The sequence below is a fragment of the Glaciibacter kafniensis genome, assembly GCF_039538945.1.
GTDB classification, from domain to species: domain Bacteria; phylum Actinomycetota; class Actinomycetes; order Actinomycetales; family Microbacteriaceae; genus Cryobacterium; species Cryobacterium kafniensis.
Genome location: NZ_BAABCN010000010.1, coordinates 111,411 through 137,140 on the forward strand (window position 1 = coordinate 111,411; position 25,730 = coordinate 137,140).

The window sequence follows — 25,730 nt, forward strand, 5'->3', positions numbered from 1 at the left end:
GATCACAATCCGAGCGGAATTGGCGTATTTCGCGCTGCGTGAGCTTGACTACTCATGTGTCCACTAAGTGGCGCGATAGTCGACAAGGGAGTGCGATGACAAGCTGGTTTACCTCAGCGACTGAGGCGATCGCTGGGTCAGTCTGTGACGGAAGCGTGATCGTGGTCGGGGGCTTTGGCCTGAGCGGCAATCCGACGGACCTCATCGAAGCTCTCCGTGACACTGGTGCCAAAGACCTCACGATCGTCTCGAACAACATGGGCATCGACGGACAGGGGCTCGGCCTGCTTCTAGAGAATCAGCAGGTGGCAAAGGTCGTCGCGTCTTACGTCGGGGAAAACAAGCTCTTCGCCCAGCAGTACTTGAATGGCTCACTCGAGGTCGAGTTTGTGCCGCAGGGCACACTCGCCGAGCGCCTGCGTGCTGGGGGAGCAGGCATCCCCGGCTTCTACACCGCGACCGGTGTCGGAACCCTCGTCGCAGAAGGCAAGCCTCACGCCGATTTCGACGGTAAGACCTACGTGCTTGAGCGCGGCATCGTCGCAGATGTCGCCCTCATCCACGCGCACACCGCGGACGCCGCCGGAAATCTCATCTACCGACACACCGCGCGCAATTTCAACCCACTGGCCGCGACGGCGGGGCGAGTCACGATCGTCGAGGCAGAGGTCATCGCGGATGAGTTCATTGATCCGAATATCGTCGTGACACCCGGCATCTTTGTGAACCGTCTCGTGCAGTCGCGCCCACGGGAAAAGGAGATTGAACAAAGAACGACACGGCCCCGAGGAGAGATCAGCGCATGAGTTGGACGCGAGATGAGATGGCCGCGATCGCGGCCCTCGAACTGATTGACGGCGAGTATGTGAACCTTGGTATCGGCATCCCGACTATGGTCGCAAACCATCTGCCGCCCGGGGTTAATGTGACGCTGCAGAGCGAGAATGGGCTCCTCGGCATGGGACCGTTTCCGTTCGAGGGTGACGAGGACGCCGACCTCATCAACGCAGGAAAGCAGACGATTACCTTGGCACCCGGAGCGAGCGTGTTCGACTCCGCTGCCTCCTTTGCTATGATCCGCGGCGGACACGTTCGTACCGCGATCCTCGGTGCACTGCAGGTAGCGGCGAACGGCGATCTCGCAAACTGGATGATCCCCGGCAAGCTCGTCAAAGGCATGGGTGGCGCGATGGATCTGGTCGCCGGCACGCCTCGCGTGATCGTCATCACCGACCACAATTCGAAAGACGGCAGCCCGAAGATTGTCGAGCGGTGCACCTTGCCGCTCACCGGCGCGGGAGTCGTGCAGAGAATCATCACCGATATTGCTGTCTTCGATGTCGTCGACGGCTCACTTGTTCTTCGCGCCACGGCGCCGGACGTCACAATCACGCAGGTGCGTGAGCGAACCGGCGCGGCGTTTGCCATTGAGCTCAGAGAGGCGACGTCATGAGCGTGGTCATTGCGTCTTTCGCCCGCACCCCATTCGCGAAGTACCTGGGCGCCTTCGCGACAGTGCCCGCGACGGTCCTCGGAGCACACGCGGCGCGGGCCGCGCTTTCACGTGCAGGCGTCTCCGGTAGCGACATCAACCGAGTCATCGTTGGCCAGGTCGTGCAAGCAGCTGCAGGCCAAAACCCCGCACGCCAAACAGCGGTTGGCGCCGGAGTGCCGTTGAGCGTTCCCGCCAGCACCATCAACGCGGTGTGCCTCTCCGGCATGCTCGCAATCACAGACGGTGTTCGTCTCATCGAGAGTGGCGAAGCCGATATCGTTCTCGCGGTCGGCCAGGAATCTATGTCCCTGGCGCCCCACGCCCAAATCGCCTCTCGCGCGGGCACGAAGTTCGGCGCGATTCAACTCGCCGACACGCTGGAGCTCGACGGGCTGTTCGACGCCTTCGAGCAGAGATCAATGGGAGCGTCGACGGAGTCGCAGAATGAGCCGCTCGGAATCACGCGGGCGGAGCAGGATGCGTGGGCTGCACGGTCGCACCACTCTCTCGCGGCATCCGTCGGATTTCTCGCTGAGGAGATCGAGCCGTTTACAGTTGACGGTCGCAAACCGGTCACGCTCGCATATGACGACGGGCTACGCGCCGAGACGACAGCCGAGTCCCTTGCCAGGCTGCGGCCCGCGTTCGGTGCCGGCGGTACGATCACCGCTGCCACTTCGTCCCAGCTCACGGATGGTGCCGCTGCAGTCGCGCTGATGCGTGAGTCGCTCGCTTCCGAGCGTGGCGTACAGGCACTCGCTCGGATCGTCGCGTCGGCCTTCGTCGCGGGACCCGACGTGTATCTTCACGCTCAACCCTCGAACGCCATCGTGGCTGCGCTGGCTCGCTCTCGTTTCGAAACGACCGACTTGAGTGCGGTCGAAATCAACGAGGCGTTCGCCGCCGTAGCGGTTCATTCGGTGCGTCAGCTCGGAATTGATCGAGGCATCGTAAACACGCACGGGGGCGCGATCGCCCTCGGACATCCGATCGGCGCATCGGGTACACGGATTGTCGGTCACCTAGCGCGGCGACTTGCCGCACTCGGCAGCAGCACCATCGGGGCTGCCGGCATTTGTGGTGGAGGCGGCCAAGGCTCCGCGATCGTGCTTGAAGCAATCTAGGCAAAGGTGATTGACGTGAGAGCGGATGTTCGAGCTGAGTCCGAATCTTCGGCGCGCATTTTCCGGGCGCTGTCCATTTCGCCCACTCGAGTCGAGATACTACGCCAAATAATCGACCAACAGGAGGTTTCCACTGCTGACATCATGTCAAAATTTGGGCTGACCAGAAATGGCGCAAGGAGCCACCTTGTCTCGCTCTCCACGGAGGGCTTGATCACGTACCGCCGCTCAACACATCCAAGAGGTAGCGGCCCAATAACCTACTGGCGCCCCGATGTCGATGAAGTTGCGCTCCTCCTCGACGAGCTATCCCTCTACCTTCACTTGCCAAATTTTCGTTGATGCTTCGAGTCCTAATTCACCGGATCGTGTAACGGCCGTCGATCGCAAGTGTGTGGCCGGTGACCAGCGAGGATGCGTCGCCCAGGAGGTAGGCGACGCCTCCGACGACCTCTGACGGGTCGCCGAAGCGCCCGAGCGGAATCCGGGACAGCAGTTCATTTGCCCAGTCGCCCCGTGCCAGTGTGGATGCCGTCAGCTCGGTTCGAACGAAGGTGGGAGCGACAGCATTCACCCGAATGCCTGCGGAGGCCCATTCCAGCGCCAGGTTTCGAGTCAGTTGGGCGACGGCCGCTTTGCTGGAGCCGTAGGCCGCACGCTCTTCGATGGCGACACTGCCAGCCTGCGAGCCGATGTTGACGATCGATCCGCGGATGCCCCGCACGACCCACTGCCGCGCAACGGCCTGCGAGGTGCAAAACAAGCCGCGCACGTTGGCGGCTTAGACCGAATCCCACTGCTCGGGCTCGAGGTGCAGCGCCGGCGCCGGCGCGTTCACTCCCGCGTTGTTCACCAGTAGGTCGATCGAAATCCCCGACTCGAACAGGGCGTCGACCGACCGGCGCACCGCAGCCACATCCGTTACGTTCAGCATGACCGCAGATGTTCCGTAGCGCTCGGCGATGGTCGTGGCGCTCGCGGCATCCCGCGACGTTCCATAAACCGTTGCTCCGAGTTCCTGCAGTCCGTCAGCGATGGCGAGACCGAGACCGCGGCCGGCGCCGGTGACGAGCGCACTGTGGCCGTCGAGTCGAAAGTTGATAATGGGGTCCTTTCTGGCGAGGACAGAGCGCATCCGGCCGCTGGAGTCCAACATTAGCGACGGATGCGCTCTGTCTCTTGTTCACCGAGTGGTCAGACGGCGGCGGTGATCCAGTCGAATCCGGTACCGCGGTACTTGGCCACGCGGACATCACCGGAGCGGGCGTGCCCTTCGAAGCGGCGCGGCCGATCACCTCGCCAAGCATGGCGCTCGACTCGGTGTTTGTGACCTCCTGGTAGGTCACGGTGCGGAGGTACTTACCCACCCACAATCCACCGGTGTAGCGGGCGGCGCCTCGTGTTGGAAGCACATGGTTCGTACCGATGGTCTTGTCGCCGTATGAGACGCAGGTGCCTTCACCGAGGAATAGCGCGCCGTGGTGGTGCATGGTTTCGAGCGCCTCGCGGGGGTTCTCGGTGAGGATCTGCACGTGTTCGAAGACGTATTCGTCCGCGAGAACAAATGCATGGGCCTCTACGACGTGGATTTCACCGAAGTTGCGCCAGGCGGGTTCCGCGAAGTCTCGGGTGGGCATGTCGGGAAGAATGCGCTCGATGTGACCGAGCACTGCGTGCGCGAGCTCATTGGAAGTGGTGATGAGCACTGCGGGGGAGTCGGGGCCGTGCTCGGCCTGGGAGAGCAGGTCGACGGCGACTATGAACGGGTCGGCCTTGTGGTCGGCGATGATGAGGACCTCGGTCGGGCCGGCGGACAGGTCGATGCCGACCTCGCCGAAGAGCTGCTCGCCCACCTTTGCACCTCCGCTGAGGTTGGCTCTCGCGGTCGCTGTGGAACACGACCCCCAGTGGGTGGTCTCTGTTCAAGAAGCCACCGTCGGTTGCCATGTCGAGGGCATCGGTGATGATGCTCGCACGCATCTGCTCCGCGAGCTGCCAACCCACGACCATACGTGAACACAGGTCGATCACAGTCGAGAGATACAGCCAACCCTCGCCCGTGCGCAGATAGGTAATGTCGCCCACGAAACGGATTCCAGGGGTTCTGGTCTGGAAGATGCGTTTGAGCCTTTCGCGACGATCCAGCAGCCCGGAAGCTTGCACCGTGGTCGTCTTCCAGGCCCGTGGTTGCAGGGCCAAAAGCCCCTCGGCGTGCATGATCTTCGACACCGTGCGAACCGCCACCGGGGTGGCATGCCTGCCCAGCTCGCGCACGATTCGGCGGGCGCCGTAGCGTAAGTTTGTGAGTCGTGAATACGTTCGTCACCGCTGTCGTTAACGAGGCCAGGCGGGCGGCCTGAGCGGATTCTTCCCGCGTCGTGTTCTCGCAAAACGTCGAACGGGAGACACCGAGTAGATCGCACATGAATGTGATGTCATAGCTGGCCTTCTCTTCCAAGATGAGAGCACATTTCTCGCTCAGGGTTGCATCTTGGCGAAGAAGGCCGCGGCTTTTCTAGGAATTCGTTTTCCATCCGCAGCCGCGCGTTTTCGGTCAACGCTTCCTTCAATTCAAGAGCCTGCGCCGGGCTCAGCGCCGGGCCGGGGCGGGCCTCGTTCTCGGTATTGAACTGCTTCACCCAGACGTCCAACGTCTGGTCCGTGATGCCCAGCTCATCGGCGACCTGTTTGATCGGTCGGCCCGTGGACACCACAAGCTGCACCGCTTCCGCGCGAAACTGGGGCGAAAACGTTCGCTTCATTCGTTTTTCACTATTCGACACAACTGTCAACTTCCTCAATCACGAAACCGTGTCCAAGATGTTAACGCCGGCCGAAAATAGGGCCAGAACAGTGAAGCACCCCAAGAGCAGCCGCTGCATCCCATCAGGGGTGCCTTGGCCGGCTCGCTCAGACAAGGTCCAGGAGTTCTTCCGCTCCTCGTCCGAGAGCAGGCCACGAATGTAACTGATCGCGTTGTTCCGCGGTTCCGAGCGTGCAAACTCGCCCAATCAACCCGCGGATCTCCTCGAGGCCCCGCGCCCATTCCTGTGTCTCTGCCACCCAAATATCATCGCTCACCCGTCCTGATTAACAGGATTCACGACCAAAGTCCGATTAAAACGCCGATACAGCCAAGAATAAGCGCGACTGTAGTACTAGGTCCCACCGAGACTCGCCGCGCTGAAAATCCTCATCTACGCCCGTGCGTGCGAATCCGTTGAACCGATTGACGCGTGCGCGAAGCGATGTGGGATCAACGTTGATCGCTGCCGCCAAGTCTTCAAGCGTGCCAGTGGTATGCATCGACTCCACGCCCTTGAACGATGACAACGTACATGTTCGACCACCGTTGGTCGACAACCGAGTGAAATTACTTCAAGAAGTACGAACGAGCGGAGTAGGGTTAGTTACTCAACAGTAACGTTGACGTCGCAGGGAGCTCTCATGTTCATGGTTAGGTCGGCTGTTCGATGATTGATATCGCGTATGCGGAGGTGCCTTTTCTTGCGGATCGGGACCTGGGGTGCTCTGACTGGATGGATGTGGAGCAACAGCAAGTCGACATGTTTGCCGACGCCGTCGCTGATCATCAGTGGATTCACGTCGACCCAGTGAAGGCAGCATCGGGGCCGTACGGTGGGCCGATCGTGCACGGCTACCTCGCGCTCGCGCTTTTCGAGCCTCTGTGGCGCAGTGTGCTCGCGGTGCGCGGCGGGCGATCAGGCGCCATGCTCACCGACAAAGTGCGATTTCTGTCACCGGTGCGAGTGGGATCCCGCGTGCGGCTTGCGGCATCCGTTAGTTCGATTTTGGCGACCGCTGACGGCTTTCGGCTGACTGTTGCTGCTCAGGTGGAGATCCAGGGTATGGAAAAGCCAGCACTAGCGGTGCAGTGCCGTAGGGACGTCTTGCGGGATGACCCGATCGCCAGCTGACGCTCACCATTGACGGCCGGTGTGACGCTCCCACTGCGCTTCGATCGTGATGGGACGGGCCACGACGAAGCCCGCAGGAAGAGCGGCGGCAAGTAACAACATCCACAATGCGAGTGCGGGCGTCCACGATCCGGTCAGGTCGTGCAGAATGCCGAAGCCAATGGGGAACAGAGCCGCGATCAAGTAACCAATGCTCTGAACGAAGCCGCTCAAAGCAACCGCGGTTTCGGCTGAGCGGACTCGCATTCCCAGCAGCATCATCGTCATGGGGAACGTCGTGGTGGCAAGGTTGAGGAGAACGATCCACAGCCAGGTGTTCCACGCGGGCACCCAGATCAATCCTGCGACGCCGATGAAGCCGCAAGCGAGCGACACGAGGAAGAGCGGGAGCACTCTGTTTGACCGCGTCATGATGATGGGTGCGAGAACTGACGTGACCACCGCGACGAGAGCGAAGAGTGCGAGCATCACGCCACCGGCGGCAGGGGAAAAGCCGACGGTGTCTCCCAGAATCGCCGGTATCCATGCAAAGGTGCTGTAGGCGATCCCTCCCGCAGTGGCGAAGACGAGAGTGAGAGCCCAGGCGAGTGGCAGTCGCCACAGTCGCCCGAACGCGCGAGTGTCGATGGGCGTGGGGGAGCCTTCTGCCGGGGATGGGTGTGCAGCACGTCGGCTGCGCACGATCAGGATAATCCACGGAATGACTGCCGCAGCGGCGAATATCGCCCACATGCCCATGGAGAACCGCCAGTTCGCGGCATCGGCGACAGGGACGGCAAGCGCTGCGGGGAGCATCGTGGAGAGCGCCATGGCTACGGTGAAGGCGGCCGTCAGTAGCCCGATTCGATCGGGGAAGTATTTCTTGACGAGTGCGGGCAGCAGAATGTTGGCGACGCCGAGCGCAGCGAAGAGTCCCAGAGTTGATCCGAGAATGGTTAGTTCATCGTTGGCCAAGCTTCGTCCAACGAGTCCGAGCGTGCCTGCGGCCATCGCCATCCAAGCAAGTCGATCGAGACCCACAAAACGCTCGATTATGGGTGTCAGCAACCCGAAAATTGCATAGCAAGCAAGCGGAGCAGCGCCAATCAATCCGACGACCAGCGTCGAGATAGGGAAGTCAGCGCGAACGTGTTCGACCAGGGGTGAGAACGATGCCACGGCGGATCGGAGCGAGAACGCGTACAGCAGAATGCCGAGCAGCGCGGTAATCCTGCCGCGCCATCGTGGGCCGAGATTTGGTGGCGTCGTGTTGGGTCGCGTCGCTGTCATTTGCGTATCAGCGATTGTTTCATTGGACGCTCCCTTGCGTGATTTCTCTAAAGGTGAACCACTCGCTCAGGATTGCATCAATCTAATTCAACGTCAATGTTGATTGATGGCACGCGGAATTCATGTGCTCCTACGTGCCGCATGTCGAACAGCCTCGACCCGGAGTGCTGGTGGTCAACTCAGGCGTTGACTGCACTGACGTACAGTGCTACGTTGAACTCAAATGGGTGTCCAGCGTCGGAGCCCGCGAAAGGGTTTGCGGACATGAGCAGTAGTTTGATCGGGTCCTCTGAGAATGAATGGGATGCCGACTTCATCGTTATCGGCAGCGGGGGTGCCGGGCTGACTGGCGCTCTGACGGCCGCGATCAAGGGTCTTCGCGTGATCGTTCTTGAGAAGACGAGCCTGATCGGCGGAACTACCGCCGTCTCGGGAGGAACCTCATGGATACCGAACAATCACCTCGAGGCTGGAGTTGGCGTTGCTGATTCGCGCGAGGAGGCACTCGCATACCTCAATGCGTGCATCATTGGGGTGGGCGACCCCACTCACATCGATGTGCTCGTAGATCATGGTCCCGAGGTCATCAAATTCCTTGAAGAGGAAGGCGGCATGGAGTTTCTCGCAACGCGTCCCGGCGGGTCGAGCATGGACTACCGCTCGTGGCTCCCTGGCGCGAAGGTGGGGGGTCGCGCACTGGTCGTCGGAAAGACCGCGACCGCACCATTCGGTGAATTCGCCAGCAAGCTGCGAATCACACACACGTCGGCATGGACATTTGATCCCCGTGACTACAACTCCGAGGCAATGCACCTCGATGCGCCCGGGGCGCAGCGCCCGGGCGCAAGCGTATTCGCTCCACCGACGGGCGAGGAAGATGCAATACCCGCGAACCTCGCACGCGGTGCGGCGCTCGTTGCCCAGTTGGTGCGAGGCGGACTGGCTCATGGCGTAGATTATCGCGTCGATGTTCGCGCTGAAGAGATCATCGAAGAGAACGGTCGTGCAGTGGGCGTTCGCGTATCGGGGCCGGACGGTGAAGCGCAGGTTCTTCGCGCATCAGCTGGCGTACTCGTCGCCACGGGAGGCTTCTCCCACGATGAGGAGCTGAAGCGTCTGTGGCTTTCGCGTCGCATCCAATATTCATGCGAGCTTGAGTCGAATAGTGGTGACGGTCACCGGATGGGCATGGCGATCGGTGCACAAACCGCAGGGATCGGTGACGCATGGTGGATGCCTCATTTGCCGCTCGGCTCGGACAACTCGATCGTGAATACGGCAGGAAGTCGCGAGGATCGGGCGCTTCCCCACGTCATGATCGTGAACGACAAGGCCAAGCGCTTCATGAATGAGTCCATCAACTACCACGACGTCGGTAAGTACTTCGATTCCGTAGTGGGCGGTTGGGAGCAGAACTTCCCTGCGTGGCTCGTGTTCGATGGCTACGCAGCCAGGCGCTATGCCGTGCTGGCTTGGAAGGTGCCAGCGGAGGGCGCACCAACACCCGACTGGCTGCGGATTGGCGCCAGTCTCGCTGATCTTGCGCGTGAAATGGAAGTCGACCCGACGGTTTTCGAGGCCACAGTAGAACGATTTAATGGTTTTGCGCAGGCTGGTGTGGACGAGGACTTCCAACGCGGAGAGACCGCTTATGATCGCGCATGGGGAGACCCGGCCAACCTACCTAACCCCTGCCTCGGCGCGCTTTCCGAAGGTCCTTTTTACGCGGTGCGCATGTACGCAGGAGCGCTCTCCACGCGCGGTGGACTCCGCGTTGATGACAAGGGACGGGTATACTCAGCCGCCTCGCAGCAACCAATTCCGGGGCTGTATGCGGCGGGCAACTGCTCGAACGGCGGTCCGACGTCCTGCTATCCGGGCCCTGGCGCTACGCTCGGTGCGGCCTTGACGTTCGGCTATGTAGCAGCAATGGATGCGGCTGACTCCCTCGCTCCCGTCGAAGGCTCATAGGCGCTGCTCCAACGCAACCGTGTGACGGTGCCGAGGAGTTTCATTTGGATCGAAGCCCTGACCAGGAATTTCAGTGACGACGGCCGTCACGTCCCGGGCCTGTGACGCTCGTCAACGCTCGTCAACGCTCGTGTAGAATCTGCAATAGACACATATAGCGTTGCTTTCAACGCTCGATATCCCGCCCGAAGGAGTGCGTTATGTCCCAGTCGACCGCCCCCACCTCAACTCTTCCCACGTTTGAGCAGCGCAAGCGAGCTCGGCGGCGCCTACTCGGTGGCGCGGTTGGCACGTTTGTTGAGTGGTACGACTTTCTCATCTACGGACTGACTGTTCCCGTCTTTGCGGCGCAGTTCTTCGGCGACAGCAATCCCACGGTGGCATTGCTCAGCACTTTCGCGATCTTCGGCGTAGGTTTTCTGGCTAGGCCGCTCGGCGGGATCATGTTTGGCTATCTGGGCGACCGCATCGGACGAATCAAGGTGCTCGCCATCACCATCCTTCTTATGGGTGTGGCCACCGGCCTGATTGGCTTCCTTCCGATCTATGCCAGCGTTGGCATGTTGGCTCCCCTCCTGTTGCTCGTCCTGCGCCTCATTCAGGGGTTCTCGACTGGTGGAGAGCATTCGGGCGCGCTGAGCTTCGTGGTGGAGTCTGCGCCGCAAGGCCGTCGCGGCTACTGGATTGCCATCGTCTACTCAGTCTCGATCCTTCCCGGGGTGCTCCTCGGGTTTGGTCTCATAGGCCTTCGCTCGTGGATCGGCGAGGACGCTTATCTGGAGTGGGGTTGGAGACTTCCGTTCTTCCTCGGGGCAATCCTGGCTGTCATCGGCTTGTGGCTCCGTATGCGTCTTCGCGATCCTGAGGAGTTCACGCGAGCGCAGGAAGAAGAGGGTGTCACCAACCCGTTGAAGGCTGCGATCACAAAAGAATGGCGCTCGCTCCTTGTAGTGCTGGTGATCCTCATTCCGAACCTGGCCGGTTACTACTTCCTCGTGACGTATATGTACTCGTACGCAATTACGACCGTTGGTGTAGACCCCAACATCGCGCTGTTGTCGAACACAATTGCGTCAATCGTGATCATGGTGGGCTCGCTCTTCGGCGGCAAGCTGGCCGACAGAATCGGACGCAAGCCGCTCATGATCACCGGCGCGATTTGGATGGCCGTATCGGCTTTCCCGGCCTTACATCTCTTGAGTTCCGGAACCACGGCAGGAGTCATCTTCGCGCAGATTCTCGTCGCCGTCGGAGTCATGTTCTACGTTTCCGGGGCAGTCGTAACCATGCTCGAGCTGTTCCGTACCTCTTCGCGGTATTCAGCGCACGGTCTGTCGTATGGACTGGGCACGGCAATCTTCGGAGGCGCGACGCCGTTCGTTGCGACAGCGCTCGCATCGTCCATGGGTCCGATCGCACCGGCCATCATTCTCGTCATTGCCGGCGCCCTGAGCCTGGCCGTCCTCATCTTCACCCCGGAGACACGAGACGTGAGTCTTTCTGAGGGTGCTGTTCAGTTCAACGCGGAGTGAGCAGCGGAGTGACATGGCGACCGTAGGAATCCTCGGAGCCGGCCACGTGGGATCGGCGCTCGCGAGAGCGCTCATCCCGCGTGGCTACGAGGTTCTTTTGAGTAACTCGCGGGGGCCAGAGACGCTTCACTCGCTGGCGGCCGGCATCGGCCCGAAGTGCCGAGCTGTCCGAGCCTCTGAGGCTGCCTCACTCGCTGACTGGGTCATCGTTTCGGTGCCGCTTCATGCGCTTGAGAAAATACCCGTCGATGAGCTGTCTGGAAAGATCGTGCTCGATACGATCAACTATTACCCGGACAGAGACGGGCGTGTTCGAGCACTAGATCGTGCCGAGGTTTCTACGTCAGAGCTTGTTCAGCGCCACTTGCCGGGTGCATCGGTAGTGAAGGCGTTCAACCATATGCGCGCGCAGGACGTCCTTTTGCAGGGGCGCTCGTCCGACAGTGCGCGGCGGTGGGCGCTCGTCGCAGCGGGGGATGATCCTCTGGCAGTGGGACTGGTTTGCGAGCTCTACGACGAGCTCGGCTTTGATTCGGTCGTGATCGACAGCCTCGCTGAGAGCTGGCGGATTGAGAGCGACCAACCGGCTTATCAGCGCCTTGAGGGTGCCAGCAAGCTGCGAGAGGAATTGGCGCTGGCATCCCGCGCATCACGGTTTGCCAGCGACACCCTTACATAGAAGGTATAGGTGGGTGTGCGCGCAGCGCCATCAGCCGGTTGGCACCGCTGCGAGCCCGATCGCCTTTTCGCGGAGATCACGCTTATTGACCTTTGTGGCAGACATTGGCCACTCATCAGATTTCATGAAGTAAACGGCCCGGGGGATCTTGAAGGTTGATAGTTCTCCCCGGCAGAACGAGATGAGGTCAGAGGCGTCGACACTCGTGCCTGGAACGAGTTCGACAAAGGCGACCGGTACCTCATCGAGTTGATCGTCGGGTACCCCGACAATCTCAGCTGTGACGACGTTGGGGTGTCGACAGAGAAACGCCTCGATCTCAATCGCAGGAACATTCTCACCACCGACTTTCAACATGTCCTTCACTCGCCCGTTGTAGACCATGTGGCCCGATGCGAGGTGCGTGTAGAGGTCGCCCGTGTGTACCCATCCGTCGGCGTCGATCGCTTCTGCGGTGCGCTCTGGGTCCTTGAAGTACCCATCCATGACGGTGTATGTGCGTACGAGCAGCTCGCCGCGCTGGCCGTCGGGCAGATCTGCTCCGGTGTCTGGATCCGTGACGCGAACTTCTGCGCCCGCAACGAGTTTCCCCGATGTGGTCGCCCGCATCTCGCCGGAGTCGTCTTTAGTCGATATGCAAAACCAGCCGGTTGTTTCGGACATTCCGCCCCCAGATACCAGGGCAGCGTTGGGGAAGAGTTCGAGGAGTTCTCGCATCTCGATTTCTGGGCCTACTGTCCAGATCGAGCGGACCCAATCGAGCTCCGCGGCGTCGAAGCCCGTCGCAGTGCGCAGCGCTCGCATGGGCGGCATAAAACCACTCCACAGTGAGTTTGCGCGCCACTTTCGGATGCTTTCCAACGCTCTATCTGCGTCCAAATAGATATCAGTGATGATTGAGGCCCCAGCACTCACTCCGAACACGAAAACTTGGAGCGCTGCAATATGGAACAGAGGCAACGGAACCCACATGATGTGTCGGTCGTCACCATGGTCATCTGGCAGTGCATCTCCGATGCGTGCCGTGGAGCCGCGGACGATTGCTTCATGGCTAATTACGCAACCCTTCGGGTTTGATGTTGTACCGGAGGTGTACATGATGAGGGCAGGATCAGCCACGCGAACGCGAGTGCGCACAGAATCTACTGCTTCAGCCGAACTGCGAGAAATTGTTTCGTCGAATTGGTCTCGACCAAGCGCGCAGCCCTCGCTCCCGCCGCGCAACATGACGATATGCCGCAGTAATGGAGCGTCCTCGAAACGGAGTGGGTGCGCGCCATCGCAACTCTCGAGCCCGGGGAGGGCGCCTTGCAAACGATCGACAAAATTGACCCGAGGTGCGATCCGGTCTGTTGTGAGGATGAGCTTCAGCTCGGCGTGAGGCACGAGGTATGCCAACTCGCGACTGGTGCTGCGCACATTCAACGGGACGACCACGGCGCCCACAAGCGCGGCGCCGAAGAGGGCAGTCACGTACTCGGGAGAGTTCGGCGCGAGCACACCGATATGGTCTCCGCGTTGAATGCCGAGCCCGAGGAGCCCGCGCGCTACGCGCACAGACTCCTCGAAGAGCTCTTCGTACGTGAGATCCTCCGCAGGAAATGCGATCGCAGGTATCGCGGGCCAGCGCTGGGCAGTGCGTACCAAAAGATCTCCGAGCGGCACGGCTTCACTTCTTACGACCCAGTCCATGTCATCTCCTCGTCGAGAACATTTGGAGCCTCGCCAGAGAGCAAGGCTTACCAACCTCAATCTACGTTGACGTTGACTATTTCTCAAGAGTAGAGGGATTACTGGTGGCCCGGTCTCTGCGCGGTGTGGAGAACGTAGAGGTTTAAGCGAGTAGATCCTCGATCGATGCGGCTGCATGGATGCCAGACCCGCCCGAAAAAAGTACTCCGACCCGCAGAGCCTCCTTGAGTTCTGCGGGTGAGGCTCCTTGCGAGAGCGCGATGGACGCGTATACGCGCATGGCTTCTGCGCTTTTCTGCGCGGTCAGTAGGGCGACGACCATCAGCAACTTCTGGGTTCGTGAGATGGCTCCGTCGCTTAGGCACGTGTCTCTCCAAGCGAGGTAGGACGCAAACAACTCGGGATCGCGCTTCGCATAGGCGACGTGGGATTCAGGTAATGCCGCTCCAACCTCGGACAGCATCGCGTCGATGGTTTCGGATTTTTCTACCATGGTGTTGTTTCCATTTCTTTTGTAGTTCTCTGCTTCGTCCCTACAGCGCGTCGGCTCTCAGGAATACTGGCGCACCTATCCAGCGATTCGCTGGCGGATCTGCATGGCGACGTGCGACCTCAAATGCCGTGTCGTCCGTAGCGAAGCTGCCGCGCCGCCAGGAGTTCCCTGCTCGCAAAATCTTGCTGGGTCACGTCCGCAACAGCGCGCCACCCCCCCCGTTTGGTGGGCGAATGAAAATTGGTTTGCGTCAGCCAGTGCAGGTTGGCACTAGCTCCGGACGATGCTTGTCCTGACTGTAGCGTCGTTGTTATCGTGGGTCAATCATTGTGTTGACGCACAAGAATTTGCCTCAGTGCCTTCGGGTGAGGCTCGAAAGGATCCAAAATTATGAATGGGAAGCGGCCACCCGGTGCGTTTAGAATCGATCCCGCGTTCGCCTCCGCCCTCGCGCAGAGAGACCAGGTAACGGAGCATGAAGTTGATCCGATGTCGTCGATTCCAGCTCTTCGCGAGCGGGCGGCCAAGCGCTATCCCTACTTTTCTGCGCTGATTCCGGAACGACAAGGCGTAAGTAGATGGGATGCAACGGGTGTTCGCCCCGATGGATCGGAGATTGCCCTGCGCTGGTACTACAACGAAACCGACACATCCGTCTCGATGACGGCCGGAGTTGTCTACATGCACGGTGGCGGAATGGTCCTCGGAGAGCTGTCTTACTACGACCGCATCATCGAGCGGTATGTCGAATCCAGTGGGGTGCCGATGCTGGCGGTTGACTACCGCCTCGCACCCGAGAATCCTTTTCCGGCTGGCATGGATGACTGCGTCATGGGGGTTCGGTGGTTGATAGACAACGCGGAACGACTTGGCGTGGACCCTGATCGCATCGCAGTCATGGGCGACAGCGGTGGCGGCGGGCTCGCCGCGAGCGCGGCGCTCTTCTGCCGCGATCATGGGCTGAGTCTCTCCGCCCAGTTGCTGATTTATCCGATGCTCGATGATCGAACAATCCGACCGGACAAGTGGCTAGAGCCATACATTGGTTGGAATTATGGCGACAATGCTGCGGCTTGGAGTGCAGTTTTGAGCGCCCGTGGTCAAGATCAGCAGAATATGCGCTACGCCGTCCCGGCCCGCGAGGCTCATTTGGAAGGGCTGCCTCGCACATATCTCGATGTCGGGGAGTTGGACATATTTCGGCGGGAGGTGTTGGAGTATGCAACTCGTCTGACCGACGCTGGCGTCTCGACAGAACTTCACCTTCATCCTTCAGTGCCGCACGGGTATGACCTCGCGGCGCCGCAGATCGAGCTCACGCGACGGACGCTCGCTGATCGAATCCGTATGTTGCGAAGCCTCTAGGCATACTGCCCGGAGAATTTGGCTGACGCGCTGACGCGCTGACGCGCTGACGCGCTGACGCACTGACGCGCTGACGCGCTGACGCGCTGACGCGCTGACGCGCTGACGCGCTGACGCGCTGACGCGCTGACGCGCTGACGCGCTGACGCGCTGACGCGCTGACGCGCTGACGCGCTGGCGCGCTGGCGCGCTGACGCGGAGCCGTCGTGGCGTGGGAGCGCCCATCCCTCGGCGCCGCGCTCTGGAATCAACATCTGGACGGATGCGGCGCGCCAACTCTTGACGCAGATCTAATAAACGAATATGTTGACGCTGGACGTTGGGGTCAACGAGTTTGTTGATTTCTGCCGAAATTGTCTAATCACATGATCGTCAAAGGAGACAGCTAAGTGAGTAAGAACATCGAGAGCGAGCGGCGAGAAAATGCTAGGTCCGGTTCGCCGGACAAGACTAAGACGGCGATCGCCGCGTCCATGGGAACGATGGTTGAAAACTATGACTTCCTCGCCTACGCCACTGCCTCGGCACTATATTTCGGGACCGTATTTTTCCCCGATAATGATCCTGTCATCGGAACGCTTCTCGCATTCGCGACTCTTGCCGTGGGATTCGTAGTACGTCCACTTGGTGGCATCATCGGCGGATACATGGGCGATCGCTATGGCCGTAAGCCGGTTTTGGTAACGGCTCTTGTCGTCATGGGTGTCGCGACGGCAGCCATCGGCTTGCTTCCCACATACGAGAACGCTGGTATTTTGGCACCGATTCTGCTGTTAGTACTACGGGTTGTGCAGGGGTTGTCGTTTGGTGCCGAGTGGGGCAGCGCAGTCACCATGACGTACGAGCATGCACCTTGGCGTCGGCGTGGTTTCTTCACGTCGATCCCGCTTGCAGGCGGGCCTCTCGGCGTCGGCTTGGCGAGCATAGTGTTCCTCGCTTCTGCGTCTCTACCTGGCGACTGGGCTTGGCGAGTGCCGTTCCTGGCATCGACGGTTCTGATCGTCATCGGACTCATCATTCGTGTCGGAATCAGCGAAACGCCGGAGTTTACGACCTTGAAAAAGGACGGAAATGTGGTCAAGAATCCACTGGCCAAGGTTCTCCGAGAAAATTGGCGAGATATTCTTCGGATCATCGCAATGCGAATCGCGGAAGGAACGGGCTACTACGTCATTGCGACGTACCTCCTGAGCTATGTCACAAGTAACGAACTCGTCACGCGTGATGTCGCCTTGACGGGATCCCTTATCGGTTCGGCTGTGGCAGTTTGCCTGATCTGTTTCATCGGACGCCTCTCCGATACCGTGGGACGCAAGCCAATCTATATCGTTGCCTGCCTTGGTGTGATTGCATACGCATTCCCCGCGTTCGCGCTGGCTAACAGCGGGAGCCCCTTCCTCATCGCGCTGGCGTTCGTCATCGGGATTGGCGTTGTGTGGGCGATGTTCGGGGGTGCCCAGGGTGCATGGTTCTCTGAGCTCTTCAGCACCGGCGTGCGAAGCTCCGGTGCCTCTCTCGGCTATCAGCTTGCACCTGTCATCACAGGATTCTCGCCCTTCATCGCAGCTCTACTCGCAGCGCAGTTCGGCTGGGTTGGCCCTGCCCTTCTGATGGTCCTCGCCGGACTCATCGGGCTCGTAGGGGTTCTTACAACGCGAGAGACCTGGGGTGCAGAGCGCCGAGCGCAGGTTGACGCCTTCATTGCTGGCGTAGATGAGAGCGTGCTCGAGACTTCTCCGCAGAAGTAGGTAGCAAGCCTTGCTGCATGGATGAATGTCCCTCTTTAGCGCGAGTTCCGCGAGTCGATGAATGGGGAATGGCAAATATTGGACGCAAGCATTGAAGCTGGGCCCCTCACGCAGGTGAGGGGCCCAGCTTCAATCGCAGAGCGCGCGAATGTTGTGTGCCTGGCGCGTCGAGGTCGGTACAGCAGGTCAGGTCAGGCGGGCTCGCGGTACTCGAACGACGTTGAGTCATCTGCCGCGGCCAGTAGTTCTCGCGCCCTGGCTGATCCCTTCAGCGCCTGGTTTAGCCGGCGGCGTACCAGCCATTCGCCGTCTGTCGTGCGCGCGAATTCCCGCCGTGCTGCGACGGATCGAAACACTCGGAATTGACCCTCAGCGTGCTCGATTGTCAACGAATAGTTAGTCGCAACGGCTCGATCTCCTTCGATGACAACTTCGGCAGGCGCGAGGACGTGGGAGCTGCCGCTCTCCCGTAGCCCCACTGCGAGCGGACTCTGCAAGAAGCCAACGATGCCAGCGTGGCCGTCAAAGGCTCCCAGGTCGATGCCATAGACGCCAGAGGGCTCCCACAGGGAGGCCGCAAGTTCAGCTTCGCCCGAATCGGCGAGAGGCCCGTAGCGGCTGATGAGGTGATTGATCGCGAGGTGATCCTCGATGCGTCTCAGGCGTGTTTCACATGACTCCATGAGAGTTCCTTTCTCGCCTAAATCCACAGCTGTGTTGCCGAGCATAACCTCGCAGGAACCCGCCATCGACGAGAAAATGCGCTCGCTTATCTGGCAACCTCAACGTTTATGTTGACGAAATTGAAAACGTCCCGTAGCCTCAGATCTCGACCTGATTGAGTGGTGGGCCCTGGTGGGGAATCCCGCACGAGAGGGCAACTTCCTAGGAAAATGAACTGACCTTCAGCGCCACCCCGCTGGGCGGGTGCAAGCGGAACAGTTCGCGACTGATTACTATCAACATTAGAGTTGACAATCTCTCTTTAACTTGATTTCATGATCTGACTCGCGGCTAACGAGTCGACAAATTCGTTCTAATTCACTCGACGAGGAGTGCGAAATGATGCCCATCACTGACGACCGGAACATGAGTTCGCGGACCGCAGATTCCCAAGGGTTGGGGGCTGGGGGTCCAGCCACAGCGACAATCGTGAACGCGGCGATGGCACAGGCAAAACCTGCCCTTTCATCCCGTCGACGCATTCGCACGGTCCTGTGGGGATCGATCCCCGTTCTTGTCTTTGTGGCCCTTGTCCTTTGCTGGGCCGCGGCGGTCGAATTCTTGAAGATTCCGTCGTACCTGTTGCCCGGTCCTTTCGCGGTCTTCGAGCGAATGTTTGCCGACGCCGGCAGTTTGTGGGTACACACCCTCGCGACGCTCAATGCGCTTGCTATCGGTTTTGTGCTGAGTGTTTTGATCGCCGTTCCGCTCGGCCTGCTCCTGTCGCTTTCGCGAATCGCCCGCCAGGTCTTGTACCCGCCGACCGTTGTCATGCAGCTCATCCCGAAGATTGCAATGGCACCTCTTCTCCTGGTCTGGCTGGGATTTGGGATTGAGACGAAGGTGATGCTTGTCGTTCTCATCTCGTTCTTCCCCCTGCTGCTGGCGAGTATGACCGGATTCGCGATCTTGGATGAACGACTGCTTTACCTGACGAAATCGATGGGGGCAAGCGGCTGGCAGACCTTCTGGTACCTGCGTGTTCCTGCAGCGATGCCGGTCATTTTCTCGGGCCTCAAGACGACGGCGACGATGGCAGTCACCGCTGTCATCGTGGCAGAGTTCCTCGGGTCAAATAACGGCCTTGGCTACGCCCTCCTTCGTGCCAGCGGTGCGCTGGATACGGAGTACATGTTTGCCGTGATCGTTGTTATGACCCTGATTGGCGTGATTTTGAACTACATCATCGAGATCGTCGAGTGGCTGGCCTCTCCGTGGCAGCGCCGCGACCGGTAAAGCCGAGCGGCGAACGCCCCTCCCGCAAGACTTCCTTTGTGTGACCCCCTGTAATACCACCCTTCGTAATACACACCCCTTCAACAAGGAGCACAGCAATGCAACGACGCATGATCAAGCTCGCGGTGGCCGTAGCCGCCACCGCCCTCGCCCTCGTAGGCTGCGCGGCCTCGGGTGGGTCAACAGATTCCAATGCTGATGGAGTAGCGAGCGTAAAACTCCAGCTGCAGTGGACCTGGTCTGGCGCCACCGCCGGCGCCGCGGTGGCCGTCGAAGATGGCTTCTATAAAGACGCCGGAGTTGCTGTCAACGTGGAGCAGGGCACCGGCTCCGGGCCCGCGGCGCAGCTGGTAGCTGGTGGTGGTGCCGATATGGGCATCGCTGACGCGACAGTCATCGCCCAGCAGGTGGAAGCAGGTGCCCCGCTGGTCATCGTCGCGGCCCAGAACCAAATTTCCGTTATATCCGTCCAGTACCTCAACTCCACAGGAATAAAGACTCCTGCGGATCTTAAAGGTAAGAAAGTTGCGGTTCCTCAAGGTGGTGGATCAGGTGCATTCCTTTTCCCGCTTTTCTTGGAGCGTAACGGTCTTACGGAGGCGGACGTCGAGGTTGTGAATATGGCGCCGACGGCCATGGTCCCTTCGATGCTTGAAGGGAAGGTCGACGCGATGGTCGGCGACATCCAGATCCATGCAGCGACGTTAGACAAGCAGAAGGTGGATTGGGATCAGTTCATCTTTGCTGACTACGGCGTCGCTACTCCTTCGCAGTCGATGTTCACGACGCAAAGCTACCTCAAGAAGAACCCAGAAGGCGTGCGTAGGGTAGTAGCGGCGACGCTCAAGGGCTGGGAGTCTGTTCTCAAAGATCCTGCACATGCCGGTGCTGTCGTAAAGAAGCTCCTGCCGGACTCCGTCGAGGCTGTCACGGTGGCTGAGCTTGCACCACTCAAGGTCCTGATGTGCGCTGATGGTTCCACTCACATGGGCGTCTTGACCGATGAATACATGGCAGACGCCAACGCAATTCTCGTAGAGGCGGGCCTGCTCAAGGCCAAGCAAGACACGACGACGTTCACAAACTGGGACTACTTGCCCGCAGAGTCAGAACTGCCCGCCTGTTCCTAAGCTGTTTTCCTGCCACCGGATCCGTTCCGGTGGCAGGAAAACAACCCGCGACTGCAAGCCTCAACGGCCCGTAGAAAGTGAAGATCATGAACGCAACAACTACCGCGGACGCGGCCGTAACGTCGGTCGGGCGCAACATCATCATCGACAACGTGACCAAAGTCTTTGGCGGGGACACTGCGACGCCTTTCCAAGCGTTGAGTCCCGTGTCAATAGATATTAGGCCTGGGGAGTTCGTGTCGATCGTGGGGCCCTCGGGCTGTGGCAAGAGCACGCTCATGCTTATGGTTGCTGGGCTGCTCGCAAAGTCTCAGGGCGGAATCTCCATCGGCGGGCAGGCAATCAGTAAGCCCTTTACCGACGTTGGTATCGCCTTTCAAGATCACCTCTTGTTGGATTTCCGTACGGCGATGGACAACGTCCTGGTTCAAGCTGACGTACGCCACCTTGATAAGAAGGAGATGCGCGAGCGCGCCAGGGAGCTCTTCGTAAAGCTCCACATGGAAAAGGCAATCGACAAGTATCCTCGACAGCTGTCGGGTGGCATGCGTCAGCGTGTCTCGTTGATCCGCTCGATCATCCATGACCCCGCTGTGTTGCTCATGGATGAGCCATTCGGTGCGCTGGATGCGTTGACGCGACTACAGGTACGTGCAGACCTCGAATCTCTGTGGTTGCAACGTCGGCCGACGGTCATGTTCATCACTCACAGTGTGGAAGAAGCGGTTGGTCTCTCTGACCGCATCCTTGTCATGAGCCCGAGCCCCGGCGAAATCGTTGACGAAATCATCGTGGATCTCCCGCGACCACGGCCACTCGCTATGGTCGAGTCGGCTGATTTCGCGAAGTATGCCGACCGTATTTACACGCACTTTGAGCGTATGGGCGTTCTTCATGACGTCGGTAGCGCGCACAATGAAGAGTGACATCAAGCGTCGAGCGCTCGTCACAGGAAGCGCCAGCGGTATTGGTGCAGCGTGTGTAAAGCGGTTGCGTGCCGACGGCGTTGACGTCGTCACCCTCGATCGCGACGGGCAGGCTGAGGTCGTCGTCGATGTCACCGATGCGAAGGAACTGAGTGCCATCGCGCGCTACCTTCCTGCTGTTGACATCGTTATTAATTCGGCGGGAATCGTTGGCCCGAGTTCCTCTTTTCTCGATACCCCGATTGACGAGTGGCGTGCACCGATGGAGGTCAATCTTTTCGGTGCGATTAATGTCATGCGCGCATTTGTCCCTGCGATGATCGATCGCGGGTGGGGGCGGGTGGTGAATATCGCGTCTGTCGCTGGAAAAGAGGGAACGCCGGGACTTGCGGCATACTCGGCCTCTAAGGGCGCATTGCTCGCAGCGACGAAGGCGATTGGTAAAGAGCTCGCGGCGACCGGCGTGCTCGTCAATGCCATTGCCCCCGGCACGATCCAGACGCCCATGACGGCGGCGACTGCACCGGAAGTGATTGCTCATACTTCCAGCCTGATTCCGATGAACCGCTTGGGTCAGCCAGAGGAAGTGGCTGAGCTCGTGGCCTGGCTGGCCTCCGCCGCTGTGAGCTTCTCCACCGGAGCGGTGTATGACATCAGCGGTGGCCGAGCAACGTATTGAGCCGGGGTGGTGGTGACCGTTGTCGGGCGTAATGGCAGATCAAGACGTGTCGCAAGCGGTGGGAGTTTCTCAATTCGGTGGTCCTGAAGTCCTCGAGATCTTCGACCATCCAGTTCCCGTTCCGAGCCCTGATGAGGCGCTGATTGAGGTCACTGCAGCGACGGTCAATCCAACCGATGTATTGCTACGCTCGGGAGCGCAGGCTGAGATGCTTCGCCACAGTTCGCCTCCGTACATTCCTGGTATGGAAGTTTCCGGAGTGGTGACGACGCTGGGGCGTCCCAGCAATCGGCTCGCCGTTGGAGAGATGGTCATTGCGATAGTTGATCCGATTGGGCCGCGGGGTGGCGCACAGGCGCGCCATATTTGCGTGCCTGTCGATTCGGTTGTCAGAGCCCCACGGGGGCTGGATTATTTCTCGGCAGCAACCATTCCGATGAATGGCCTCACCGCCATGTTGGCGCTAGATTATGGCGCCCTGGAGCCTGGCTCTACTCTGCTCGTGACAGGCGCCGTAGGCGCGGTGGGCGGGTACGTCGTTCAGCTGGCAACGGCCGCAGGGATCAGGGTGATCGCTGACGCGTCGCCGGCAGACGAACAGCTCGTTCGCGATCTCGGAGCTGATGTCATTGCCCCGCGAGGCGCGGGCTTTATCGCGAGTGTTCGTGCGGCGGCTCCCGAAGGTGTCGATGCCATTGTTGATGGAGCGACGCTGGGTGCGGCGATTGACTCGCTGCTGATGGACGACGGGATCCATGTCTATTTGCGTGCTTGGGGTGATAGCGAGGCTAACACCGACCGCATCCGACGGAGGCGCGTCGCCGTGCGCGAACATGTGCGTGATACCGAACGCTTGCTCGAGCTCGTTACGAGCGCCGAAGAGGGCGCTCTCACGCCTCGCGTATCGCAGATCCTGCCCATGCGTCGCGCTGCTGAAGCCCACCGCTTGATTGAGGGTGGCGGCCAACGCGGACGGCTCGTACTCGACATGAAAAGCGAGGCCGGGGGAGATTGACCCCGGCCTCGCCCTCTATCTATGCACGGCTATGCGGACGCAGATTATGCGGATTCCGCGTCCAATGAAAGCCCGCTGGCGGCCAACGTTTGGCCGGCAACGTAACCGAAGACCAGGCTGCGCCCAACGGCTTGGCCACTGTTGTATCCGGCGCCAAACTCGAGCCGTGCCACAGAGTTTCCCACAGCGAAGAGCCCCTTGATCGGGTTGCCATCGATGTCCATAACCTGCGCTTGAGTGTTGGTCTTGAGCCCCGCGGATGCTAGGCCCGTCCCCGTGCGCTCCAGCTTGATCGCGTAGAACGGGGCTCGGTCGACTGGTCCGATATTCGGATTTGGCTTTATCGCAGGATCGCCAAGTATCTTTCGGACGAAGCCGCGCGACCCGCGACCGAAGTCTTCGTCAATGCCAGTAATGGCAAACTCGCCGATTCGTTCAGCCGTCTGCTCAAGCCCGTCCGGATCGATTCCGCAGACTTCGGCAAGCTCGCGCAGACTCGATGCCTGTACCGCCATGCCCTCTGGCAGCTCCACGCCGGCGGCAATCGGCCCCAACGGATACTTTGTGCGGAAAGACTCGTCGAACACGAGCCACGCCGGCCAGTTGGGGAACTCCTGCTTGTCGCCGTCGAAGGTGTACAGCGCCGCGGCATAGCTGTGGAAGAACGACTCATCGCCGAAACGAGCTCCGGCGCGGTTGACGACAACACTGTGGGGTAGAGCGGGGATCATATGCCGATACATAGGGCGGCCGCCCCACATCTCGCCGGGGATATTGATCGAGACGTGCGTCGGATTGCCTGCGGGCAATGTCGTCGCGGTTGCGGCGCGGAAGTCGGATGCCAGCCGGAAATGGTCTCCCGTCACCGTGGGAAGGGTGACGCTGTGTAGATCCTTGATGTGCTCGAAAGTCTCCCGAAATACCGGATCCCAGTCGTAGGAGCTTGTCGCGAGCACGACACCTTGTCGCGCTCGTATAGACCGTGATCCTTCTGGTGTCGTTACGATCACGCCCTCGACACGATCTTTACCGACTAATTTGACGGCTGCTGTTTCGGCTCGAAATTGGACTCCCTGCTCGAGAGCGACGGCGATGAGGTTCGCCATGAGGCCGGCGCCCTGGGCCCTTTCAGATTTTGCCGCTCGCATCGCTGCTCTTTGAGCGAGCATCTGTTGGTCGGCGCCACACTCCAGGAGGTCAAGATTGCTCAGTGTGCTTGAACCGAGCGCGCCAGTGCTGACGCCAGCACCAGCGACTGTGCGGTGTTGCCATTCGCCGAGCCGCGTGGCCGGGAAAGGAACAGCCTCCAGATAGCGACCGTCCTCTTTCGAGCCAGGCGCATCGGGGTAGTAGTAGTCCGTGAGTCCCGGAATTATCTGCATTCGTAAGCCGAGGGCGGTTAGCGAATCGAGCGCTTCTGCCCCTCGGTCGATATACGTTTGCCGATTGTCGAGGTCGCCAAAGCCTGCGCTGAGGTGATCGAGATAGCTGCGTACTTCTTCGGGGGAGTCCTCAAACCCCGCCTCCCGAGCGTGTGTCGTCGGCCCCATCCACACCTGACCGGCAGACAACGAGGTGACGCCGCCAAGCTGGTGGTATTTCTCGATGACTAATGCCGAGGCGCCTTCAGAGGCTGCGGTGAGAGCCGCAACAACTCCGCCAGCACCAGAGCCGACTGATACGACGTCGAATTCTTCGTCCCATTCCGTGACAGATTCCATGAGAAACGCTCCGTCCTGAATGCTCATGCCCGGCCTTCAAATAGACGCATCGGGTCGCCTGATCGCAGCACTTCGCCGCGCTCATCGTGGCCACTGTATTCGTACGGGTAGGTCAGGATGGCCTGCGAGTCCTTTTCGATTCCGGCAATGACCAGATCTCCCACGACATCGGATTCCGCGGGGAAGCGGACGAAGTAAGGCACGGGGAATGTAGATTCGTACGCGATCACGTCGCGAGCCGAGGACTGCGTTGCCGCAGGACGAAGTTTTTCCGTCGTTTTGATGTTGGTGTGCACTGCGCCTGGATACAGAGTGGTTACGCCGAAATCAGGGTCTTCTTCAGACAGTTCAAATCGCAACACATCTGCCAGCGTTGTTACCGCACCCTTGGTGGCTCCGTACGGGCCGTGCCCGGGGTGGAACTGCAATGCGTCAACGGAGGACGTAAGCAAGATCTGGCGCCGGCCAGTCTGCTCGAGCATGCGGGGCACAAAACTGCGAATGCAGTGAACAAAGCCGAAGTAGTTGATGCTGGCGAGCCACTTGTAGTCGTCAAGGGATGCGTTCCATGTTGTGCGGAACGGGCGGATCGATACACCAGCGTTCGAACAGAGCACGTCGATGTGTCCGAGTCGTTCGAACGAACGCGCGGCCCAGTCGTCGACTGCTGACTGGTCGCTCACATCTACGACGTCGGCGTATGCTTTGCCGCCCTCGTTGATAATTTCTTCGACGACGGCGTTTGCGGCATCCTCCACCACGTCGGCAACGACGATAGTGCATCCGCGGCGCGCGAACGAACGGGCCATTGATGCGCCCATGCCGCTGCCGGCACCGGTGATTGCGACAGTGGTTGACTCTGACAACTCCATGGAGATCCCCTTCGTGGAGGAAGCGACCTCGCTTCCCATTCAACATCTTCGTTGACGTTGATTGTATCAGTGCATTAGGGCGAGAGATAGAAGTGACTGCAAAGAAATCCTGGGCGGGAGAG

General features: G+C 60.0%; 23 protein-coding genes and 3 pseudogenes. 15 read left to right on the plus strand and 11 right to left on the minus strand.

The genetic code is table 11. From position 1 onward, the window contains the following. Positions 1–95: 95 nt before the first annotated feature. The 4 genes from ABD791_RS14895 to ABD791_RS21275 are packed head-to-tail and all read left to right on the plus strand — an operon-like array spanning position 96 to position 2,961. Positions 96–806, plus strand: coding sequence for a CoA transferase subunit A (locus ABD791_RS14895; protein WP_345068141.1), 711 nt, complete (start codon positions 96–98; stop codon positions 804–806). Further along, positions 803–1,453: a CoA transferase subunit B gene (locus tag ABD791_RS14900; RefSeq protein WP_345068143.1), complete on the plus strand. Its 651-nt coding sequence runs from the start codon at positions 803–805 to the stop codon at positions 1,451–1,453. Before ABD791_RS14895 ends, ABD791_RS14900 begins: the two co-directional genes overlap by 4 nt. Next, positions 1,450–2,619 carry an acetyl-CoA C-acyltransferase gene (locus ABD791_RS14905; RefSeq protein ID WP_345068145.1) on the plus strand — a complete coding sequence of 390 codons (1,170 nt, stop codon included), beginning with the start codon at positions 1,450–1,452 and terminating at the stop codon, positions 2,617–2,619. Before ABD791_RS14900 ends, ABD791_RS14905 begins: the two co-directional genes overlap by 4 nt. 15 nt (positions 2,620–2,634) lie before the next feature. After that, positions 2,635–2,961, plus strand: a complete 327-nt coding sequence (locus ABD791_RS21275) for a FaeA/PapI family transcriptional regulator (RefSeq protein WP_425562260.1) — start codon at positions 2,635–2,637, stop codon at positions 2,959–2,961. 16 nt (positions 2,962–2,977) lie between these two features. Here ABD791_RS21275 and ABD791_RS14910 read toward each other — a convergent pair. The 5 genes and pseudogenes from ABD791_RS14910 to ABD791_RS14925 form a co-directional block, all read right to left on the minus strand. Further along, positions 2,978–3,754: pseudogene (locus tag ABD791_RS14910) on the minus strand (SDR family NAD(P)-dependent oxidoreductase). Continuing rightward, positions 3,648–4,472 carry a histidinol dehydrogenase gene (locus ABD791_RS14915; protein WP_345068147.1) on the minus strand — a complete coding sequence of 275 codons (825 nt, stop codon included), beginning with the start codon at positions 4,470–4,472 and terminating at the stop codon, positions 3,648–3,650. Before ABD791_RS14915 ends, ABD791_RS14910 begins: the two are co-directional and overlap by 107 nt. A gap of 28 nt (positions 4,473–4,500) precedes the next feature. After that, positions 4,501–4,902, minus strand: a pseudogene (locus ABD791_RS21280) (DDE-type integrase/transposase/recombinase); the annotation flags it as partial. A 152-nt stretch (positions 4,903–5,054) separates the two neighbouring features. Next, entirely contained in the window at positions 5,055–5,381 is a 327-nt protein-coding gene (locus ABD791_RS14920; protein WP_345068149.1) for a transposase, read from the minus strand. Positions 5,382–5,486: 105 nt separating this feature from the next. Continuing rightward, positions 5,487–5,630 (minus strand): annotated as a pseudogene (locus ABD791_RS14925) (IS701 family transposase); the annotation flags it as partial. Positions 5,631–6,158: 528 nt separating this feature from the next. Between ABD791_RS14925 and ABD791_RS14930 the strand changes: the two are divergent. Continuing rightward, positions 6,159–6,557 carry a MaoC/PaaZ C-terminal domain-containing protein gene (locus ABD791_RS14930; RefSeq protein WP_425562261.1) on the plus strand — a complete coding sequence of 133 codons (399 nt, stop codon included), beginning with the start codon at positions 6,159–6,161 and terminating at the stop codon, positions 6,555–6,557. 3 nt (positions 6,558–6,560) lie between these two features. On the opposite strand, the gene ABD791_RS14935 is transcribed toward ABD791_RS14930, so the two are convergent. After that, complete coding sequence (locus ABD791_RS14935; RefSeq protein ID WP_345068153.1) at positions 6,561–7,826, minus strand: MFS transporter; 1,266 nt, start codon at positions 7,824–7,826, stop codon at positions 6,561–6,563. A gap of 276 nt (positions 7,827–8,102) precedes the next feature. Between ABD791_RS14935 and ABD791_RS14940 the strand changes: the two genes are divergently transcribed. The 3 genes from ABD791_RS14940 (at position 8,103) to ABD791_RS14950 (ending at position 12,008) form a co-directional block, all read left to right on the plus strand. Continuing rightward, the gene (locus ABD791_RS14940; protein WP_345068155.1) at positions 8,103–9,797 is read left to right on the plus strand and encodes an FAD-binding protein; all 1,695 of its coding nucleotides are present in this window, start codon (positions 8,103–8,105) and stop codon (positions 9,795–9,797) included. Positions 9,798–9,997: 200 nt separating this feature from the next. Continuing rightward, a complete protein-coding gene (locus tag ABD791_RS14945; RefSeq protein ID WP_345068157.1) occupies positions 9,998–11,329 on the plus strand; it encodes an MFS transporter in 1,332 nt (443 codons plus the stop codon). Positions 11,330–11,342: 13 nt separating this feature from the next. Further along, a complete protein-coding gene (locus tag ABD791_RS14950; RefSeq protein ID WP_345068158.1) occupies positions 11,343–12,008 on the plus strand; it encodes an NADPH-dependent F420 reductase in 666 nt (221 codons plus the stop codon). Positions 12,009–12,038: 30 nt separating this feature from the next. Here ABD791_RS14950 and ABD791_RS14955 read toward each other — a convergent pair whose 3' ends face one another. Then, positions 12,039–13,700 carry a class I adenylate-forming enzyme family protein gene (locus ABD791_RS14955; protein ID WP_345068159.1) on the minus strand — a complete coding sequence of 554 codons (1,662 nt, stop codon included), beginning with the start codon at positions 13,698–13,700 and terminating at the stop codon, positions 12,039–12,041. 142 nt (positions 13,701–13,842) lie between these two features. Then, the gene (locus ABD791_RS14960) at positions 13,843–14,193 is read right to left on the minus strand and encodes a carboxymuconolactone decarboxylase family protein (RefSeq protein ID WP_345068160.1); all 351 of its coding nucleotides are present in this window, start codon (positions 14,191–14,193) and stop codon (positions 13,843–13,845) included. Between the two features lie 390 nt (positions 14,194–14,583). Here ABD791_RS14960 and ABD791_RS14965 point away from each other — a divergent pair, with 390 nt between their 5' ends. Both ABD791_RS14965 and ABD791_RS14970 read left to right on the plus strand, forming a co-directional pair. Then, complete coding sequence (locus tag ABD791_RS14965; protein ID WP_345068162.1) at positions 14,584–15,558, plus strand: alpha/beta hydrolase; 975 nt, start codon at positions 14,584–14,586, stop codon at positions 15,556–15,558. A 389-nt stretch (positions 15,559–15,947) separates the two neighbouring features. Further along, on the plus strand, positions 15,948–17,306 hold the full coding sequence (locus tag ABD791_RS14970; protein ID WP_345068164.1) for an MFS transporter: 1,359 nt from the start codon (positions 15,948–15,950) through the stop codon (positions 17,304–17,306). A 191-nt stretch (positions 17,307–17,497) separates the two neighbouring features. On the opposite strand, the gene ABD791_RS14975 is transcribed toward ABD791_RS14970, so the two are convergent. Continuing rightward, on the minus strand, positions 17,498–17,989 hold the full coding sequence (locus ABD791_RS14975) for a nuclear transport factor 2 family protein (RefSeq protein ID WP_345068166.1): 492 nt from the start codon (positions 17,987–17,989) through the stop codon (positions 17,498–17,500). Between the two features lie 379 nt (positions 17,990–18,368). On the opposite strand from ABD791_RS14975, the gene ABD791_RS14980 reads away from it, so the two are divergent. From ABD791_RS14980 to ABD791_RS15000, 5 genes are all read left to right on the plus strand, one after another. Further along, positions 18,369–19,265, plus strand: a complete 897-nt coding sequence (locus ABD791_RS14980; protein WP_345068168.1) for an ABC transporter permease — start codon at positions 18,369–18,371, stop codon at positions 19,263–19,265. Between the two features lie 98 nt (positions 19,266–19,363). After that, a complete protein-coding gene (locus tag ABD791_RS14985) occupies positions 19,364–20,395 on the plus strand; it encodes an ABC transporter substrate-binding protein (protein WP_345068170.1) in 1,032 nt (343 codons plus the stop codon). A gap of 86 nt (positions 20,396–20,481) precedes the next feature. Further along, entirely contained in the window at positions 20,482–21,321 is an 840-nt protein-coding gene (locus tag ABD791_RS14990; RefSeq protein ID WP_345068172.1) for an ABC transporter ATP-binding protein, read from the plus strand. Further along, positions 21,245–22,000 (plus strand): SDR family NAD(P)-dependent oxidoreductase, encoded by a 756-nt coding sequence (locus ABD791_RS14995; protein ID WP_345068174.1) that lies wholly within the window; start codon positions 21,245–21,247, stop codon positions 21,998–22,000. The genes ABD791_RS14990 and ABD791_RS14995 overlap by 77 nt, the downstream gene beginning before the upstream one ends. A 31-nt stretch (positions 22,001–22,031) precedes the next feature. Beyond that, positions 22,032–23,015, plus strand: coding sequence for an NADP-dependent oxidoreductase (locus ABD791_RS15000; RefSeq protein ID WP_345068176.1), 984 nt, complete (start codon positions 22,032–22,034; stop codon positions 23,013–23,015). A 44-nt stretch (positions 23,016–23,059) separates the two neighbouring features. Here the strand turns inward: ABD791_RS15000 and ABD791_RS15005 are convergent, their stop codons facing one another. Together ABD791_RS15005 and ABD791_RS15010 are read right to left on the minus strand one after the other, a co-directional pair. Continuing rightward, entirely contained in the window at positions 23,060–24,763 is a 1,704-nt protein-coding gene (locus tag ABD791_RS15005) for an FAD-dependent oxidoreductase (RefSeq protein WP_345068178.1), read from the minus strand. Then, positions 24,760–25,647, minus strand: a complete 888-nt coding sequence (locus ABD791_RS15010) for an SDR family NAD(P)-dependent oxidoreductase (RefSeq protein ID WP_345068180.1) — start codon at positions 25,645–25,647, stop codon at positions 24,760–24,762. The genes ABD791_RS15005 and ABD791_RS15010 overlap by 4 nt, the downstream gene beginning before the upstream one ends. Between the last annotated feature and the right edge of the window lie 83 nt (positions 25,648–25,730).